A 16,486-nucleotide genomic window follows, 5' to 3' on the forward strand; every position below is an offset into this window, starting at 1 on the left:
CAAATGTGAGCGGAATCATTCGAAGCGCTTTCGGATACTCGGGTATAGTGCACAGACTTGTCGATGATTGACGGCAGCCAAGCGACGATGGCGACCGGCCTCACGGAGATTGGCGGCTAATGCGCGCGAAGGCGGCCTTCCGTGCGTCCTGTTCCACCGCCGAACCCAGGATCGACGCAGGCGGTCTCGCGGCGATTCGCGTAGATCCGCACGAGGCAGCCGAAGACCGGTTCGTCGCCGGGATCGGTCCAGGCACTCCAGCGGCCGGAGGTCGAGCGGGTGCGGATGGCGCGCGCGTGAAACCAGAAGAGCTGACGCCAGCGCAGGCCGGCTCGGCTCTCCGCGCCGGACGGCGGCGCGATCGGCCCCGGCGTGATCGCGACGCCGCGCTCCTCCCGCAGCAGGCGGACGCCGCCGGCGCCGCGCGAGGCGGCCAGGAACCCGCCTCCGACATGTTGCCGCTGTGCATGGTACCGGGCGATGGCGGTGCTGCGGGCGAGCGCCGGGTCGCTCGGCAGCGGCAGGCGGCGCGCCTCGGCGGCCGAGGCGAAGCCGATCGCCAACGCGGCGACGAGACATCGGCGGACGGGCTGGCAGGACATGGGGTCGGCCCTCGTTCGAGCTGGACGATGCCGGACGGGGGAGGCCGCCGCCATTGCGGATTGTTGCCTCTCGTTGCGCGCCGGCATCGGGCCGATCTCGCGACGCGCGTCGGCAAGCCGGAGCAAGCCCGCGCAGTTCCCTCTTCCCATCCGCCGGAGCAGGATCCGCAGATCGGTCCTGCCGCAGGACTGCCGGATCGGAGCACCATGATGGAAAGTCCTGCCGGCTCTGTCCGGATCGCCCGGCGATTCTGCGCGGCGGCGCTCGTTCTGGCGACGCAGGACGCCGGTGCGCAGGCCGCGCCCTGTCCGCGACGCGTTCCCGTGGAGGCGCCGATCGCCCGGCCCTTCGGCATCGGGCTCCGCCCCTTGTCGCTGACGCCGGTGCTGCATGCCGGCGTGGTCTACGTGACGCGCCCCGGACTGACGGTGCGGGCCTTGGGAGACGGCTTGGTGGCATCCTGCAAAGCGGCCGGGAGGCGGGGAAGCCACCTCTGGATCACGCAGAGGGGCGGCCTGCGCCTGCGCTACGGCCCGCTGTCGACCAGGTTGCGCCCGCATGCCGTCGTCCAGGCGGGTGCCGTGCTGGGGACGACCCTGCGGACACCCCTGACGCTGCGCGGTCTCCGGCATGGCCGCTGGGTCGATCCGCTACGTGCCGCCTGCGGTCCGGTCGGATAACCGGCTCCCCTCGGCGGCAGATCACGCCGTAGTATTCCGTTCATACGGCAGGACCCATGTCTGACGATATGGCTACGACAATTCCTTGGAGGATCTGGAACTTCGAGGACCGCCCGCTTCATCTGTTGTGCGGGTCCCGGCAGGATCTCGGGAAAGGGATCGCGACGCTGCCATCCTTCGGTCGATTCGCGCTCGCCGACGAACACTCGCACTATCGCGGGCTCGTAGGCTTACCGAAGGGGCTCGGCGATCCGGACCTGGCCGGGCTTCGCTCGGCGGTCTGGGCAATCGTCCGCCTCGACGCCGGAGACGCGGCCGAGGCCCTCTTCGCCGACGACGGTTCCTTCGAAGGCCTCCACTTTCGCTCAGGGTTCGTGGTCCATCGCGGCGGCCGCCGGAGTGCCCTCGACCTTCTGACCCGTCTTGGCTGCGATCCGGCGGGCTGGGCCGGCGGTCTGCTGCGCTTCTCCGGTGCGGACGGCGTGGCGGTGGCGGGCGCGGACGGCTTTGCTGAGGCCGGCGACGAGGCGTTGGCGTTCGCAGGACCGCGGGGCGAGGCCCGCTGCGGTCGCAGCGGGCTGGCCCGGGCGGGGGCCGGGGGAACGGCAGAAGGCGGCGACAGAGCCCTCGCCGTCGTCGATCGCTTGGGAAGCGCCCGCTGCGGTACGTGCGGACTTGCGGTAGCCCGGTCGGACGCTGTCGCCGCTGCCGGCGCGGATGGCGTCGCCGTGGCGCTCGGCCGGGACTGTGTGGTCGAAGCCGGTTGGGGCGGTGCGGCCATCGCCGCGGGTCCGGTCCGGCTGATCCGGGTCGGTAGGAGTGGGATCGGGATCGTGCGCGCGAGCGCCAAGGCGATCGCCGTCGATGAGGACGGGCTCTGCCTTCACCCCCAGCCTCTGGCGAGGTACACGCTCGTGCGTCTCGGACGGGGCGCCGTCCTGTTGTACGGCGTGCAGGACGGTGGCCCGCTCCGGCAGCTGGTGGGCGGTTCGGACTGCGCGCCCGATGGCGGAACCTTCGTGTTCCGCGATGGGTCCTGGTATCCGGCCGCCTGGGAGATCGATATCTACGCCCTCGATCCCGATCGAGGCTGGGCCGTGACGGACGAGGGCGCCGAAGCGTCCCGGCGTCCGGCCGCGCCCGATTTACGTGCGCCGCCACAGGACCAGCCCTGGTGGCGCGTCGCAGCGTACCACGATCCCGCCAGCAGATGCACCGAGCGTTGGCCCGCACCCGGCGACACCGTGGTGCTGACCCGCCCGGTGCCGGACGCTGCGCAGGATGAAGAAGGGCGCGTGGCGCGGGACTGGACGGGCTTGCCCTGGGGCCGAGGCGATCTCTCCCTTCCCGAGGGGAGCACCTGCATGTTGGTGCGGATCGAAACTCCTTCGGAGGCGGACGAGCGCGGGGCCGTGAGCTGTCGGGGAGGCGACATCCTCTATCACGGCAACCTGCGCGGCGCCGTCGCCGCTCTGGTGGCGATGGGGGCGGATCCCGAGGGGATGGGGCTCGACATCGCTCTCGCCGGCGAGGGTGGGGTCGCCCGCGTGAATCCGGGCCGCAATCCCGCGGGCGGCTCTCCGATGGCTTCGCAAGGGGTCATGGAGGAGGACGAGACCGATCCCGACAACTGGGCCGACGTCCCGATGCTGACGGGGGATCCGGCCCGGCCGATGCGCCCCTCCCTCGCCGTGGCCGGGCCTGCGGGCATCGCGATCTGTGCGGGCGAGGCGCATGCGGGCGCGGACGGCGTCGCCTGGGCTCTGGATCGGGGAAGCGCGCGGGTCCTCGGATGTGGCATCGCGGTCGGCGCCTTTGGCCAGGCTGTCGCCGGCTCCGACGGAATAGCCTGGATCCGCGATCCCACGGGCCGCTGGGGTCCGTTAGGTCGACGGTCGCTGGGTGTGCCGCCTCAAGCTGAGGTCGGCTCGCGAGGGCTCGCGGTCTGTGCGGCGCCTGGCGGTCGGGCCACGGCGGCAGCCGCGGGGATCGCCGTGGTGGCCGAGGGCGGCAGCGCGACCTGCGGCGCGCTCGGTCTCGCGGTCTGCCTCCGCTCGGGCGGCCTAGCCTCCGCCGGTCGCGATGCGGTGGCGGTCGCAGCACGCGGCAATGTCTGCGGCCTGACGGGCGCTCTGCTCGTCGCCCGGGACGAGACCGGGCGCTGGGTCCATGGGCGGGTCGGGGAAGACGGAATCGCGGAGAGCGTCCCCTACGTAGCGGCGGGCGGGCGGTTCCTGCCGCGCGTCGTCGTGCTCCCCCGTGCCGCGCGGCGCGGCGGCTCGGATCGGTCAGGGGCGACGAGGAGGAGACGCTCGTGAGGTGGTGGCGCGACGGGACGGATCGCCTCGCCTTCCGGCTCTGGCGGCTGCTCCGGCGCCATCCGACCGGCATGCCCGCGCCGCAGCCCTGGTCGGGACCGCCCGATCCGTCACCCGACCCCGCGCGCGAGCCCCCGGTCCGGGCCGCCGCGCGCCCGGCGCTTCCCTCCATCGGGGAGATGCTTCTCGCCCTCGCGCCCCGGCTCGACTGGACCGATCCGGTTCTGCGCCGGGGTTTGGCAGAGCCGGTATGGACGCCGCCGCCGGACTTGCGGGCGCTGATCGAGCGGGCCCGCGACGAGGCGGGGCAGATGCCCCTCTACGAACTCGGGATGAGCCTGCCCACGCATACGCTGGTGCTCGCCTGCCTCGCCCTCCTGCGCTCGCGAGAGGACGCGGCCATCGATGCGCTGCCGTGCCCGGAAGCGGGAGGGGCGGTGCGGGACATTCCCGGTTCGGTCCAGACGGCGATGTTCCTGGCCTTCGGTCTGATCTGGCCCCCACGAAGCGCCGATGCCCCGGTCGAGTTCGTCCGACCGAGCCCTGTCGCAACGCCGGTCAACGCCGCGCAAGTGCCGCCGGTCCTGCGGCCTGAGAGATCTCCGACATCGGATCCCCCTCGGATCCCGACGATCGTGAGACCCGAGCCATGAAGACCGTCATCGCCGCTGCCACCTGCACTACCTTCGCCGTCCTGGCCTTCGGGCCGATGCCGCTGGTGGCAGGTCTCGCTGCACAGGCGCAGCATTCCGCCTTGGGTGATGCCAGGGGTGAGGCCGCGGATCGGGCCAACGCGCTGTTCGGCACCTATCGCGCCCGCTGCGGGTCGGTCGCCGTCGTCGCCATCGATGTCGCCGCCGCTCCTGCAGGAGCTTCGCGGGATCGCTGGAGAGCACGCAGGCACCTGTCCGGAACGGCCACACCCTCTACGTCGCCCTGGCCGACCTGCGCCTCGACGCCCGGGAAACTACCTCGCCCGCGGACCGCCGCAACGGTATCGACTGGTCGGGCCGCCTGACCTTCGGCGCCGGCTCCGTGCGCCAGATCTCGGTGGGTCGCGACGGGACCATGGGTCGCTGGACCCCCTGGCAGGCGGGCGGTCCGGTCTACGCGGTGGACCTCGCCCGGCGCGACGGCGGGTGGTCCCACCGGATCGACGAGATGCCGGTTGTGACGGGACTCGGCCGCTACGGTCGCCTGCGCCGTCCGACCTGTTCCGAAGTGCCCGCAGGCTGACCGCGGAATGGTCGGGCGGCGATCACGGCGGCAGCTGACTTGCGATCAGCGCCTTCAGCGCGTCCACCCACTCGGTGTCGCCGGCGGCACCACCGACGAACACCGAGGGCGTCGCGGCGATCGGCAGGGCGCGGAACCCGTCCCGCTGCCGGCCGAGAGCGGCGCGGGCTGCCTCGTCCGCGACGCAACGGGCCGGATCGTCGGGCGCTCCGGCAAGGCCGTCGAGCAGACGCGCGAAGGCCCCGAGCCGCTCCTGCGCGGTCGCCAGCCGCGCCCACTCCGCCTGGGCGTTCATCAGGGCGACGAACAGACGGAAGCGATCCGCCGGAATCGCCGCGCAGGCCGCCACCAGCGCGGCTTCGAGGGCGCCGGCATCGTCGTCGCGCCAGACCGGACGCACTTCGAAGCGGACCGTCGCCGGATCGGAGAAGGCCATGATCGCCGGCCGGAGCACGTCGTAGGCGAAGCGCTGGCAGGCCGGGCAATCCGCGGCGAGGAAGGCCGTCACCGTGACGGGCGCATTCGCATCTCCGCTCGCGAAGGCGTGGTTAGCGGCGCGGTCACGCGCGAGGCTCGCCTCCGTCCAGGCGCGATCGAGTTCCGTCCGCGCCCGCAGCGCGATTTCCGGGGCCGGGAGCCGCTGCTCGATGAAGCGCCAGATCGCGATGGCCTGCGCCGGATCGCGTTGCGCGAGCGCGCCGTAACGCAGCATGTCCGCACGCAGGGCGAGCGCCCAGGGCGCGTCGCGCAGGTCGTGACGCTCCGCCAGCGCCCGCGCGGCGGCGGGGTCGGGCGCGACGAGGATGGCACCGTCCGCACCGCGGTAGCCATGCGCCAGGAGCGTGGCGAGCTGCTCGGCGGCCTTGCCGCTGCCGGCCGCCGCCGCCCGTCGCAGCCAGAGGAGGGCCTGTGCCATGTCCGGCGCGTGCCCGTCGCGGGGATCCAGCGCATCGTCGATGAAGACCTGGATCGCAGCGGGAAATCCGGCCTCCGCCGATCGCCGGAGAAGGCTGGCCGTCGGTTCGGAGCGCAGGGCCTTCGCACCGTCGAGGGCGTCGGCCTCCATGCGCAGGCGTGCACGCCAGTACAGGCCGGGCGGATCGTCCGCCCCGGCCGCGGCCGCCATCAGGTCGCGGCGTTCGGTTTCGGATAGCCGCAGGGCGGGATCGGACGGCGCGAGGTCGAGCCATTCCGCGGTGGCGGCCGGCAGCCCGGCGGATGCTGCACGGCGCAGCCATGCGTGGTAACGGGGGATCTGGACCTCTCCCCCGGCGAATGCCGATCCGCTGCGATAGAGCTGTGCCGCGGCATACGCGGCCTTGCCGCTCGGATCGGAGGCCGCCGCCTCCGAAAGGGCCGTGTCGAGCCCCTCGGCCGGATCGGCGGCGTCGCCGTGTCCCGTCAACACCGAGAAGCTCTTCGCCGCGCTCTCGCGCAGCAGCTTCGCGAGCAGCACGCCCCGTGCGCCGGCCGCGTCGAGGTCCCGCGCGAGATCGCGCAGGTTGACGTCGAGTCTCTGGAGACGGTCGCCGAGCATCCAGCCCAGGACTCGCCCACGCGGCAGATCCGTGGCGGCGGCGCGGCGGCCGAAGGCGGCCGCTTCGGCGAGAAGCCTTGCGCGGTCGTCTCCGGCTTCTGCCTGCCGCGCCTGTCTGTCGGCGGCCATGGCCTTCAGGGCGAGGGCCTTGGGATCGCCCGCGGCGAAGCCCGCCTCGACGACCTGCCTCCGGTCGCGGTCGGCCATGCCCGTCTCGACGATGGCATCGTTGCTGAGGCTGAGGCACCAGTCGCGGCGGGTGAGGCCATACCGATCCAGTTGTCCGTCCCAAGGCGGCGCGCAGGCGAAGTCGTAGGCGCTGCCGTCGAGGAGCCCCGCCCTGAGGAGGAGCCCGGTGCGGGTCTCGGGATAGGCGGCGAACCAGAAGCCGCCCGCCACGGTGAGGGACAGCGCCGCCGCGCCGGCCGCGATGCGCGCCGCGACCCGTCTCCGGCTCGGGCGGCGAGGCCGCCGGCTCCAGCTTCGGCGCCGGACCTCGTCCTCGGCCGTCAGGGTCAGCGGCGGCAGCGCGCCCTCGCGGTAGACCGCCACGGTCTGCGTGTTCGCGGTCCACAGGCTGACCTTGGCGGCGACGGTATCGACCACGTCCTGGATGCGCGTGCCCGGCACGAGCAAGCCGGGCATCTCCTCGATCAGCGCGAGGGCGAAGGGACTGTGGTTCCCCCAGCCGTCCTCGGCGCTCGCGGTCGCGGCCGTGGAATAGACCAGTTCCGTCGGGCGCGGCAGGCGGCTGCGCACCATGCCTTGCGTGGCGGAGGCATCGCCGGACCCGTCCTCCACGAATTCGTTCCGACAGGTATCGAGGACGATCACCGTCGCCTTGCGCGCGCGGCGCCCGAGTTCCCTGGCGAGGGTATCGAGCGGCATCGCGCGGGTGGCGAGATGGCGGAGGCCGGTGATCTCCGCGGCGATGGGGATGAGGAAGTTCGCTCCCTCCGCCTGGACCCCATGGCCCGCATAGTAAACGAAGGCGACCGCATCGGATCCGGCCGCGTCGACGGCGTCGGCGTACGCGACGAGGGCCTCCTGCATGGCGGGCAGGGTCGCGTCCGTCAGGAGGCGGACGGAGAAGCCCAGCCCTTCCAGTCCCCACGCCACGTCCCGCGCATCGCGGACCGGGTTCGCCAGAGGTCGGTCGCGATACCGGGCGTTGCCGATGACGAGAGCGAGACGCGGCTCATGGCGGGAAGCGGCCTCGACCGGCGCCCGCGCGGTCTTGAGCGGACGTGGAGATTCGGCCTCGCTCAGGCTCGACAGATCGAACCGACGATGGGGCATGTCTCACGATCGTGTGGGTCACGCCATCGACGGCGCGGCCCGGAGAGAACCGGAAGCCCAACGATAACGGGGATCGAGACCGGGCACCATCATGCGAGTTGCGGGCGGGAGGGTCTTTCTTAGGAATGGCATCGCTCGGTTCTGCTCAGCCACCAGCCCGGTCAGTTACCGGCAAGAGACTTCCGTGAAGTGGCCTGCCGCGGTCCTGTCAGGCAGGAGATTCAGCAATCTGCCCGTCTACGTGGTTCCTGGCAATCACGATCGCCGGGAGCCTTTCCAGCAGGCATTCGCCGCGGAGTGGTATCTACCTGCGGTAGGATCTTCGAACTTCAGCGTCGATCGCGATCCGGTGCTGCTGATTGGTCTCGACCGCCTGCTCGCCGGAGATAGTTCCGGAAGCCTCGTGCCGGAGACTCTGGCCTTCCTGGAGGCCGCGCTTGCGGGGCGCCTCGGCACGCAGACTTGTCCCGTCCAGTCGGCTGAAACCGGAGATGGGTCGTGCGAGACCACGGTTAACGCAACTATAAGTGTTGGCTCATCTTCGCGGCGGTCTCGGCAATTCCAGGTTCTCGCGAAATCACGTCGCCGTCTTTCTTTACGGGAGCACGATCGTTTTCGCGAGAAGGCGTCCGGGTCCCGATCCCGCCCAGGACCTGTTCGGCACGGGCACGTTGGCGTGCGGCATAGTCGGCCCATAGGGAATCGCCTTCGCGGTGGGAACGCGCACCGGCGGCGGGACGAGGGGGCGGCGCGATCGGCGGGAGATCGCTCAGATCCTCGCCGGTCCCCGGTGGCGACGATGCCCCGACCCGTCGCTCGGCGCGCAGTGCGGCGCGCTCCTCCAGGAGAAGCACCCGAACGAGATCGGCCCGGGGCAGGCCGTCGACGGCCCATCCGCTGCCGGCTTCGGCGTAGTACCGGGGGGCGGAGCGGTCGGAGGCGTGCCCGGCCAGCGCGGCGATCACCCACGGCGCCAGTCCCGCCCGCTTCCAGGTCGCCAGTGCGACATGCCGCAGGGAGGTGAAGGCCACGCGCGCGATCCCGAGCCCCTCGCAGAGCCGGCCGAGTTGTTCGGCCGCCGCCCGGTACCAGCCGTCGTAGTCGCCATAACGCCCGACCATCTCGTCGCGCAGCCGGAGATAGGCACAGATCGCCCGGCGCACGAGGGGGCTCATCGCGCCGAGGTCGAGCCGGCGCTCTGGGGCGCCCGCCCTGTCGGCGTTGGCCTTGGCGTTGCGGAGCACGAGCCACGTCCCTTCGAGGCGTGCATCGCCGCCCTCGATCGGACGATGGCCGATCCGCGAGTGGACGAAGACCGCCAGCGCCAGCATCGCAGGGGCCCGTTCCGCCGGGTTCGCCCATACGCGCTCCGCGAGGGCGGCCAGAAGCCGGCGAACCTCGTCGGCAGGGACGCTCCGGCGCTTGCGCGACGCGGTCCGCGGCCGGTCGGGACGGCCCCGCCGCCGCTGAAGCGCCGCCTCGACCCGCGCGTGCAGGGCATCGCGGCGGCCCGGATCGTCCGGGACGAGGCTGCGCAGCATGGCGGCGATCTGCGCGCGGTAGAGGCAGACGGTCCTCGTGACCAAGACGCCGGGATCGGTCTCGATGGAGGTGACGAGGGCTTCGGCCCGATCGGCGATGTCCGGATGGGTGGACCGGGCCCGGCGCAGATGACGCTCCCCACCGTGGAGATAGGCTTCATGGGTCTCCGGCTTGGCCTGGGGCTTCATTGCCTCTTACTCCACGCCATCTGCCTCTTACTCCACGGCATCATGGTCTTATTCCACGCCATTGCCGACGATGCGGAGCCTGCCGTCAGCGTCGCCCGACGTCGTCACGGGATGTGCGCCGGCTTCCGTTCCTCACCCCTCTCGGACGACAACGGCAGGCCGTCAGGCTCCACGGAGACCGGATTGGTCGACGCCGGATAGAGGATCCTGTTCAGCACCTGCTCCGACACGCCGAACGGCCGGCCGGGACGGCCATCTCCGCCGGTCGCTACGCCCATCGCCGCGGTTCGGACCGGAGTGTCGGCCTGATCGAGAGCAGGCTCATCCTCGACGGCGACCTCGCCCGGATCCGGGATGGTGAGGGAGGGCGTATCCAGCGGGAATACCGGATCGGCGTCCTCAGCCGCCGGACAGGACGCCGCATCGGCGGACATGTCATCCTCGTCCCCGTTCCCGACCGTCGCCCCATCCGACGCAGCGCCGACCAGCGAGGGCTGGTCCACGAAAACCTCACCGGTCTCCACCACCTCCGGTATGGACACCGTCTCGGGGCCAGCGGCGTCTTCATCGGACGCGGGCGGCGCGTATGCGTCGATCTCGTGCAGGCGATAGGCCCCCGCCCCGATTCCGAGATCGTCGAGGAGGGAGCGCGCCGCGTCCGCCGTGACCGGCCCGCGGAAGCCGGCCCAGCCCGCATGCCGGGGCGCCGGCTTGAGGCCCGCCCCCGCCAGGGCCATCGCGACCCGAGCCGCCTTGGTGGGATCGACGAGGAGGAGCGTCTCGCCGGCGGCCAGCGGCTGGGCGCCGCGGATCCCGGCATAGATCGTCTCGCCCCGTTCCAGGACGGACGCCCGCTTCCTGGGATCGCGCAGGACGTCCTCGATCAGGGCGGCGATACCGCAGCCCATCGCCGGGGTGTCGATGAACTCGCGCACGTCGCGGATCTTGCACCCAAGCAGCAGGTTCTTCTGCCCCGTGCCGCGCATGGTCCGCAGGTTGGCGAGGGCGCCCTTGCGCTCTCTGTCGAGATTGGCCGCCTTCGGGGACCGGGTGACGGGATTGGCCTTGGGCTTGCGGGGCATGAAGCTATCTCCGGGAAAGGGGCGCGTGGGAAGGCGCGTGAAGGTCTACGAGGCGCGCTCGCCTCGTCCGGCCTCGCCCTCGATCACCCGCAGGCCGGCCACCGGTTCGGGACGGCTGCCGAGAAGCCCCCGCAGATCCCGGTTGACGCCGGCGAGTGCCGAGACCTCGCCCGAGAGCCTGGCCCGGTGCGCGGCCTCCTCCTGGCGGGCGGCTTCCGCCGCGGCGAGGCGCCGTTCCAGATCGGCGGCTCTCTCCGTCAGCTGCGCGAGCGCCACGTCGCGGGCGGCGAGTTCGGCCTCGACGTGGGCCAGGGCCGCCGTCAGCTCGCCGATCTCGGCCGCGGCGGCCTGGCGTTCGTCGCCGAAGGTGCCGGAGGCGAGCGGATAGGCCGTGCGCCACACTGCGGTCGCCACCGCCGTGACGTGGGCGTTGAGCTCCTCCGGGACGGGTGGGACCTCCTGCTCCCGGGCAATCCACGATTGCCGGTAGCGCTTGATCGTCGACCAACTCCCGCGATTGCCCAGCTCGGCGCGGATCGCCTCGTATTTGGGTTCCTCGCCGCGGCCATCGAGCACGTCGCAGGCGTGATGGACTTCCGCTTCGGTGATCACGCCAGCATCTCCCGGGTGTAGGAACGACGAGCCGCTACGATTCTACGGCCCGTCCGGATTCGTCCGGACGCGCCGTCGCAGTCGCGTGGCACCAATCTGGAATATTCCGGACTATGCTGTCAACCTGGCATGAATGGGACAGCCCGGTCATGGCTCCTTCGAATGCGGAAGATGACGCACGACCCTACGCCTTGCCGTCATGACAGGACGCCATCTTGACGGGATGCCGGCATCGCGCTCTCTACCCGCACGGAAGCCCGGGGACCGACGTGATGGGACGCGACCGCGACACGGCAGGAGATGGCGGATCCGCCGAGACGGCCGAGCGCGGCATGACCAAGACCACGCTCTATGTCTCGCGATCCCTGCATCGCGCCATCAAGCGGGCCGCTCTCGACGAGGGTTTGAGCCTGAACGCTTTCCTCCTCGCCGCGATCGAGCATCGCCTCGGTTCCGGCGTCTCCGCCTCGCCGGGCTCTTCCGGCACGCCGGTTCGGCGGCCGGAAGAGCGGAGTGAGGCATCCCTCGGAACGCAGGGCGATCTGCACGCCGCCCTCGACCAGCTCAGGGACCGTCTCGCCGCCGTGGAACAGGCGCTGGCGCGGGGAGGACAATCGGATGGGCCCTCCCCCGCCCCGCCGCGCCGCCCCCTTTCCGTGGCACAGGTCCGCCGGGTCGTCCGGGAGATCCTTCTCGATCATGGGGCGCCGCTGCCGCATCGCGACCTCGTCGACATCCTGCTCCACGAGCGCAAGCTGCCGCTTCCGGGGCGGGACCCCAGCGAGAATCTGAGAACGATTCTGGTGCATCCCAAGGCGCAGGGATTTCGATTCATGCGCCGGCGCGGCTACTGGGTCGACGACCGTCCCCTGCCGCCGGAGGAGCCGGCGACATCGGACTGATCTCCTGCGCGATCCCACTGACGCTCGATGAGTGTGTCCGGGCGAGTTTCGCCTATGGCACAGAACGGAATCGTTCGCCGTTCGGTCGCAGATCAGCGGCGGCCCAATCCTGTCCGACCACCGCCAACAGCGTACACGCGGAAAGACGTTAAGGTAAAAATCCGACCCGAGACATTATTTTCTATTTCGGGCTTGTACTCCCGGCCAAGCTCACCAGATGATCACCTAGGGCAGGCGAACGTCTTGCCCGACGTGGGATATTAGGTCCCGGCGTGTCGCCTGTTCCAGAGGCGGCCGCCAGCGCGGGTTCCAGCCGCGCCAGCGACCTGACCATCCGCGTCTTCTGTGGTGACAGGAGACAACAGCATGGCTGAGGCCATCTACGGCGGACGCATGTCCGCGTGCAACACCGTCCGGCCCACCCTCGCCGGTTCGACGCCCCCTCACCCCGACCTCGTCGTCCACCCGCTGATCACCCCCGAGGTACAGGTCGCCCTGCTCGCGGCCGTGGACGAGACCGGCGATGCCAGCCTCGGCGACCTCGCCGACGCCATCGCCCCACACCCGCAGCCGATCTCGGCGGTCCTCGCCCTGGTCGACGCCGGGGTGCTGGCCATCGACCTCGTCTCGGCCTTCGACGCCTCCTGCCGCGTCTGGCGGATCGACACCGCGCGCCACTGACCTTTCATCGCAGCCGGCGGTCCCTGACCGCCGCGGCGTCCATGCCAGGCCCACGCCCGGCATGCGTCTCCACGCGCCCGGCCGGTCCCGGCCGGACGATGCGCGGCACCTGACGCCGCGCGTCCTCGCCACACCCTTCCCCTTCAGAGCGACGCACCGACCGCGCCTGCGCGGCGGTGTGGGAGATCCCGCATGCCGTTCCTCATCACCCGGCTCCTCCACCTCCTCCGCCTCGCCGTCTCCATCGGCTTCCCCGTCCCCGGCAGCAGCCTGCGCGTCGCCGGCGACAGCCTCACCGGCCTGCAGGTCGTGGCCGCGGACTGGGCCGACCTGCCCCGCCTCCAGGCCTGGCTCGCCGAGAGGAAGTACGGCGGCGTGTACCTCCTCGTCGGTCGCCGCGACGGCCGCGCGAGGGTGCGGGTCGGCGAGGGCGTGAAGCTCTGGACGCGGCTCGGCGATCACAAGGCGGACCCGCAACTGGATTTCGTCGAGGAGGTCTACGCCCTCGTCTCGCCCGTCTTCCACAAGGGTGCGACGGTCTACCTCCAGGAGGCCCTGTCGGAGATCGTCCAGGCCGAGCCCGGGCTCGACTATCACAAGGGCTGCGGGCCCCTGGCCGATTTCCCCCTCGGCGAGGGCGAGCGCAAGGCGCTCGATCTCGCGATGCTGCTCGGGCTGAACCTGTTCTGCGCCGCGGGCCTGCGGGTTCTGCAACCGGGTCAGAGCCGGCTCGCCCGGCAGGTCGCCGCGCTCATGGCGGAGGCGGCGTGATGACCGGCCGCACGAACCCTGCGGCGGGGGCGACCCCCGCCGGGCCGCCCGACATCCCGGCAGCGGCACCGGCATCGGTGCTGCGCGTCCAGATGATCAGCGACCTGCACGTCGACGTCGCCGATACCCGCGCGCTGAAGCTCGCCCCCGGCGCCGACCTCGTCGTCGTGGCCGGCGACACCTGCGCGGGCGCCGCGACGGCACTCGCCACCCTGCGCCGGCATATCCCTGCGCCGGTGCCGATCGTCACGGTGCTGGGCAATCACGAGCATTACGGCAGCACGATTGAGCACGAGCTCGACCGCGCCCGGGAGGCCGCCGCGCACCTCGACATCACCCTGCTGGAGGACGAGGTCGCAGAGATCCGCGGCGTCCGCTTCCTCGGCTGCACGCTCTGGACGAGCTACACCCTGTTCGGAGCGCGGCACCGGGCGGTGGCGATGGCCGCCGCGCTGCGCGGGATGAACGACCACCGGGCGATCACGATCGGGCGCGGATCGGAGCGGCAGCGGTTCCTGCCGGCCGACGCCGCCGCCCTGCATGCGGCCTCGGTCCGGTTCCTCGACACGACCCTGGCGCTGCCGTTCGAGGGGCCAAGCGTGGTGGTCACCCACCACGCCCCGCATCCGGTCTGCATCGCGCCGCGCTTCGGCCGCGATCCGCTGAGCGCCAGCTTCGCCAGCGACCTGTCGGCGCTGATCGATGCCCGGCAGCCCGCCTGCTGGATCAGCGGCCACACCCACCACGCGGTCGATACCCGCCTCGGGGCCACCCGGCTCGTCTCGAACCCGCACGGCTACCCCGGCGAGTGCCGCGACAGCTTCGATCCCGCCCTCGTCATCGAGATCCCGCTGGCCCCGCGGGGGGAGGAATGCCCGTGAACCGCCAAGACGATGCATACACCCAGCCGGCGGCCGCTCCCGCCGACCTACCCGCCGACCTCCTCTCCAGCGAAGCGGTAACGGGCGACGGTGCCCCCGTAACCGGGATGGTCGAGGGCATCGCGGACGCCGTCGCGACGGTCCTCGACCTCGACCGGGCGATCCCCGACCTCCTCGACTTCGACGGGGCCGGCGATGGCGCGGCCGTTGCCGCCGCCGATGGCGGACGCCCTGGGTGGCAGGGCTGGCGCGGCGTGCGCCGATTCGACGGCCTCGGCCAGCCGACCGAGTTGCTCGTCGAGATCGCCCTGGAAGCGGTGCTGCTGCCGCGCCTGCGTCGAGCCCTGACCAAGGCCGAGCCGGTCGTGGTGCTCGTCACCGTGCCCGGCCCGGCCTGGGTGAAGCCGGTCGAGGCGGCGATCCGGCGCGCCAGCGGCCGCCAGGCGGAGTGCATCGCCCGCGCCGTGGCGCCCCGCCCCTCCGCCGGCAGCGATCCCGATGCCGAAGCAGCCGACCTCGTCGCCCGTGGATACCCTGTGGTGGCGATCGCCCCGGACCGGGCCTGGCTCTCGCCGCTGCTCGTGGCCGCCGCCGACCACATCCTCGCCATCCCGCCCCTCGACGCCGCTCAGGTCGCCCTCGCGATCCGCGTCTGGTGCGGGCGCCGGACGCGGGCGGTCCTGGAGCCGGGCGACCTCTCCGGGCTCGACCTGCCCGATCTCGCCGCTGCCCTGCGACCGGGGACCACCCCTTCCGCCTGCCTCGACCGGATCCGCCGGGCGAGCCGGGCCCGTCTCGGCCCGGTCGCGGGCGAGGCGGTCACCCCCCTCGACCGGCTGACCGGGTACGGCGAGGCCCATGTCTGGGCGACCCGGACGGTCGCCGACATCGCCCGGGTGCGCCGCGGCGAGATCCCGGCCTCGACCCTGGAGGGGGCCGTGCTGTTCGGGCCGCCCGGCACGGGCAAGACCCTGCTCGCCCGCTCCCTCGCCCAGGCCTCGGGCGTGATGGTCGTCGAGACCAGCGTCGGTGCGTGGTTCGCCGGCAGCCCGGGCTTCCTGGACAGCATCACCAAGCAGATCGCTCAGTTCTGCGATCGGCTCGCCCTCGCCGCCAGGCAGGACGGCTGCGCCATCGGCTTCTGCGACGAACTCGACGCCCTGCCGAACCGCGCGCGCATGGATGAGCGCAGCGCCTCGTGGTGGAACCCCGTCGTCACCTACTGTCTCATCCGCTTCGAGAGCCTGCGCAAGGCCGGCGTCATCCTGATCGGCGCGACCAACCACCTCGACACGATCGACGCCGCCCTGCTCAGGCCGGGCCGCTTCGACCGGCAGTTCGCCATCGCCCCGCCGGACGAGGCCGGGCGGGCGGGGATCCTGCGCGGTCACCTGGGAGAAGATCTCGCCGGAATCGACCTGACGCCGGCGGCGCGCCTGTCCTCCGGCATGACCGGCGCGACGCTGGCGGCCTGCGTGCGTGCCGCCCGATCCCGGGCGCAGGCGGCCGGGCGGCCGATGCAGCTCGCCGACCTCCTGGCCGAGATCGCCCCGGCCGAGACGCGCTCGCCCGCCCGCCTGCGCGGCGTCGCCCTGCACGAGGCCGGGCACGCCCTGGTCGCCCACCGCGCCGGCCTCACCGTCGTGCAGGTCTCGACCCGATCCGGATCGCGGCACGACGGATCGACGGTGTTGCGCCTGTCCGATCCCACCCCCGACCGCGCCGGCCTGGAGCGGCAGGTGGTCGGCCTGCTTGCCGGGCGTGCCGCCGACGCGGTGCTCGGCGAGGGCGTCACCGCCGCGGCGAGCGCCGACCTGCGCGAGGCGACGCGCCTGCTCGCGGCGCTGCATGCCAGCCTCGGGCTCGGCGCCACCCTGCGGGCAGTCGTCGACCAGGAGCACGCCGCCGTCCTACTGCGCGAGGATCCGGCCCTCGCCGCCCTGGTCGAGGCGGACCTGCGCCGCCTGCAGGGCGTGGCCGAAGGGCTTGTGCGCGCCGACCGCGCGGCGATCCTGGCGCTCGTCGAGGCCTTGCTCGCGCGCCGCATCCTCACCGGCGACGAGGTGGCCGAGATCGCCGCCCGGCACCGGCCGCGGATCCGGGTTCCCGCCGGACGGCGGCAGCGCATGCCGGCCCCGTGAGGCCGAACGCCCT

14 protein-coding genes are annotated in these 16,486 nt (G+C 72.2%); 9 read left to right on the forward strand and 5 right to left on the reverse strand.

The features are described 5' to 3' along the window. Positions 1–116 precede the first annotated feature (116 nt). Positions 117–602, reverse strand: a complete 486-nt coding sequence (locus tag MPPM_RS02175) for a hypothetical protein (protein WP_096483507.1) — start codon at positions 600–602, stop codon at positions 117–119. Positions 603–809: 207 nt separating this feature from the next. On the opposite strand from MPPM_RS02175, the gene MPPM_RS02180 reads away from it, so the two are divergent. The 4 genes from MPPM_RS02180 (at position 810) to MPPM_RS27765 (ending at position 4,837) form a co-directional block, all read left to right on the forward strand. Beyond that, positions 810–1,283 (forward strand): M23 family metallopeptidase, encoded by a 474-nt coding sequence (locus tag MPPM_RS02180; RefSeq protein ID WP_162296251.1) that lies wholly within the window; start codon positions 810–812, stop codon positions 1,281–1,283. A gap of 56 nt (positions 1,284–1,339) precedes the next feature. After that, on the forward strand, positions 1,340–3,601 hold the full coding sequence (locus MPPM_RS02185; RefSeq protein WP_096483511.1) for a hypothetical protein: 2,262 nt from the start codon (positions 1,340–1,342) through the stop codon (positions 3,599–3,601). Beyond that, on the forward strand, positions 3,598–4,254 hold the full coding sequence (locus MPPM_RS02190; protein ID WP_096483513.1) for a hypothetical protein: 657 nt from the start codon (positions 3,598–3,600) through the stop codon (positions 4,252–4,254). The genes MPPM_RS02185 and MPPM_RS02190 overlap by 4 nt, the downstream gene beginning before the upstream one ends. A 415-nt stretch (positions 4,255–4,669) precedes the next feature. Continuing rightward, positions 4,670–4,837: a hypothetical protein gene (locus tag MPPM_RS27765; protein ID WP_157914093.1), complete on the forward strand. Its 168-nt coding sequence runs from the start codon at positions 4,670–4,672 to the stop codon at positions 4,835–4,837. Between the two features lie 22 nt (positions 4,838–4,859). Here MPPM_RS27765 and MPPM_RS02195 read toward each other — a convergent pair whose 3' ends face one another. From MPPM_RS02195 to MPPM_RS02210, 4 genes are all read right to left on the reverse strand, one after another. Beyond that, positions 4,860–7,673, reverse strand: coding sequence for a caspase family protein (locus tag MPPM_RS02195; protein WP_096483516.1), 2,814 nt, complete (start codon positions 7,671–7,673; stop codon positions 4,860–4,862). Between the two features lie 521 nt (positions 7,674–8,194). Next, positions 8,195–9,403: a hypothetical protein gene (locus MPPM_RS02200; protein WP_096483518.1), complete on the reverse strand. Its 1,209-nt coding sequence runs from the start codon at positions 9,401–9,403 to the stop codon at positions 8,195–8,197. A 104-nt stretch (positions 9,404–9,507) separates the two neighbouring features. Next, a complete protein-coding gene (locus MPPM_RS02205) occupies positions 9,508–10,485 on the reverse strand; it encodes a hypothetical protein (protein WP_096483521.1) in 978 nt (325 codons plus the stop codon). 45 nt (positions 10,486–10,530) lie between these two features. Next, entirely contained in the window at positions 10,531–11,097 is a 567-nt protein-coding gene (locus MPPM_RS02210) for a DNA-binding protein (protein ID WP_096483523.1), read from the reverse strand. Positions 11,098–11,369: 272 nt separating this feature from the next. On the opposite strand from MPPM_RS02210, the gene MPPM_RS02215 reads away from it, so the two are divergent. The 5 genes from MPPM_RS02215 to MPPM_RS02235 all read left to right on the forward strand — a co-directional run bounded on the left by MPPM_RS02215 (position 11,370) and on the right by MPPM_RS02235 (position 16,473). Then, entirely contained in the window at positions 11,370–11,999 is a 630-nt protein-coding gene (locus MPPM_RS02215) for a hypothetical protein (RefSeq protein WP_096483526.1), read from the forward strand. Between the two features lie 366 nt (positions 12,000–12,365). Then, positions 12,366–12,680: a hypothetical protein gene (locus tag MPPM_RS02220; protein WP_096483528.1), complete on the forward strand. Its 315-nt coding sequence runs from the start codon at positions 12,366–12,368 to the stop codon at positions 12,678–12,680. Between the two features lie 192 nt (positions 12,681–12,872). After that, positions 12,873–13,451 (forward strand): GIY-YIG nuclease family protein, encoded by a 579-nt coding sequence (locus MPPM_RS02225; RefSeq protein ID WP_096483530.1) that lies wholly within the window; start codon positions 12,873–12,875, stop codon positions 13,449–13,451. Continuing rightward, positions 13,451–14,332, forward strand: a complete 882-nt coding sequence (locus tag MPPM_RS02230; protein ID WP_238312687.1) for a metallophosphoesterase — start codon at positions 13,451–13,453, stop codon at positions 14,330–14,332. The genes MPPM_RS02225 and MPPM_RS02230 overlap by 1 nt, the downstream gene beginning before the upstream one ends. Next, a complete protein-coding gene (locus MPPM_RS02235; protein WP_162296252.1) occupies positions 14,329–16,473 on the forward strand; it encodes an AAA family ATPase in 2,145 nt (714 codons plus the stop codon). The genes MPPM_RS02230 and MPPM_RS02235 overlap by 4 nt, the downstream gene beginning before the upstream one ends. The last annotated feature ends 13 nt before the right edge of the window (positions 16,474–16,486 follow it).

The sequence above is a fragment of the Methylorubrum populi genome (assembly GCF_002355515.1).
Classification (GTDB): domain Bacteria; phylum Pseudomonadota; class Alphaproteobacteria; order Rhizobiales; family Beijerinckiaceae; genus Methylobacterium; species Methylobacterium populi_A.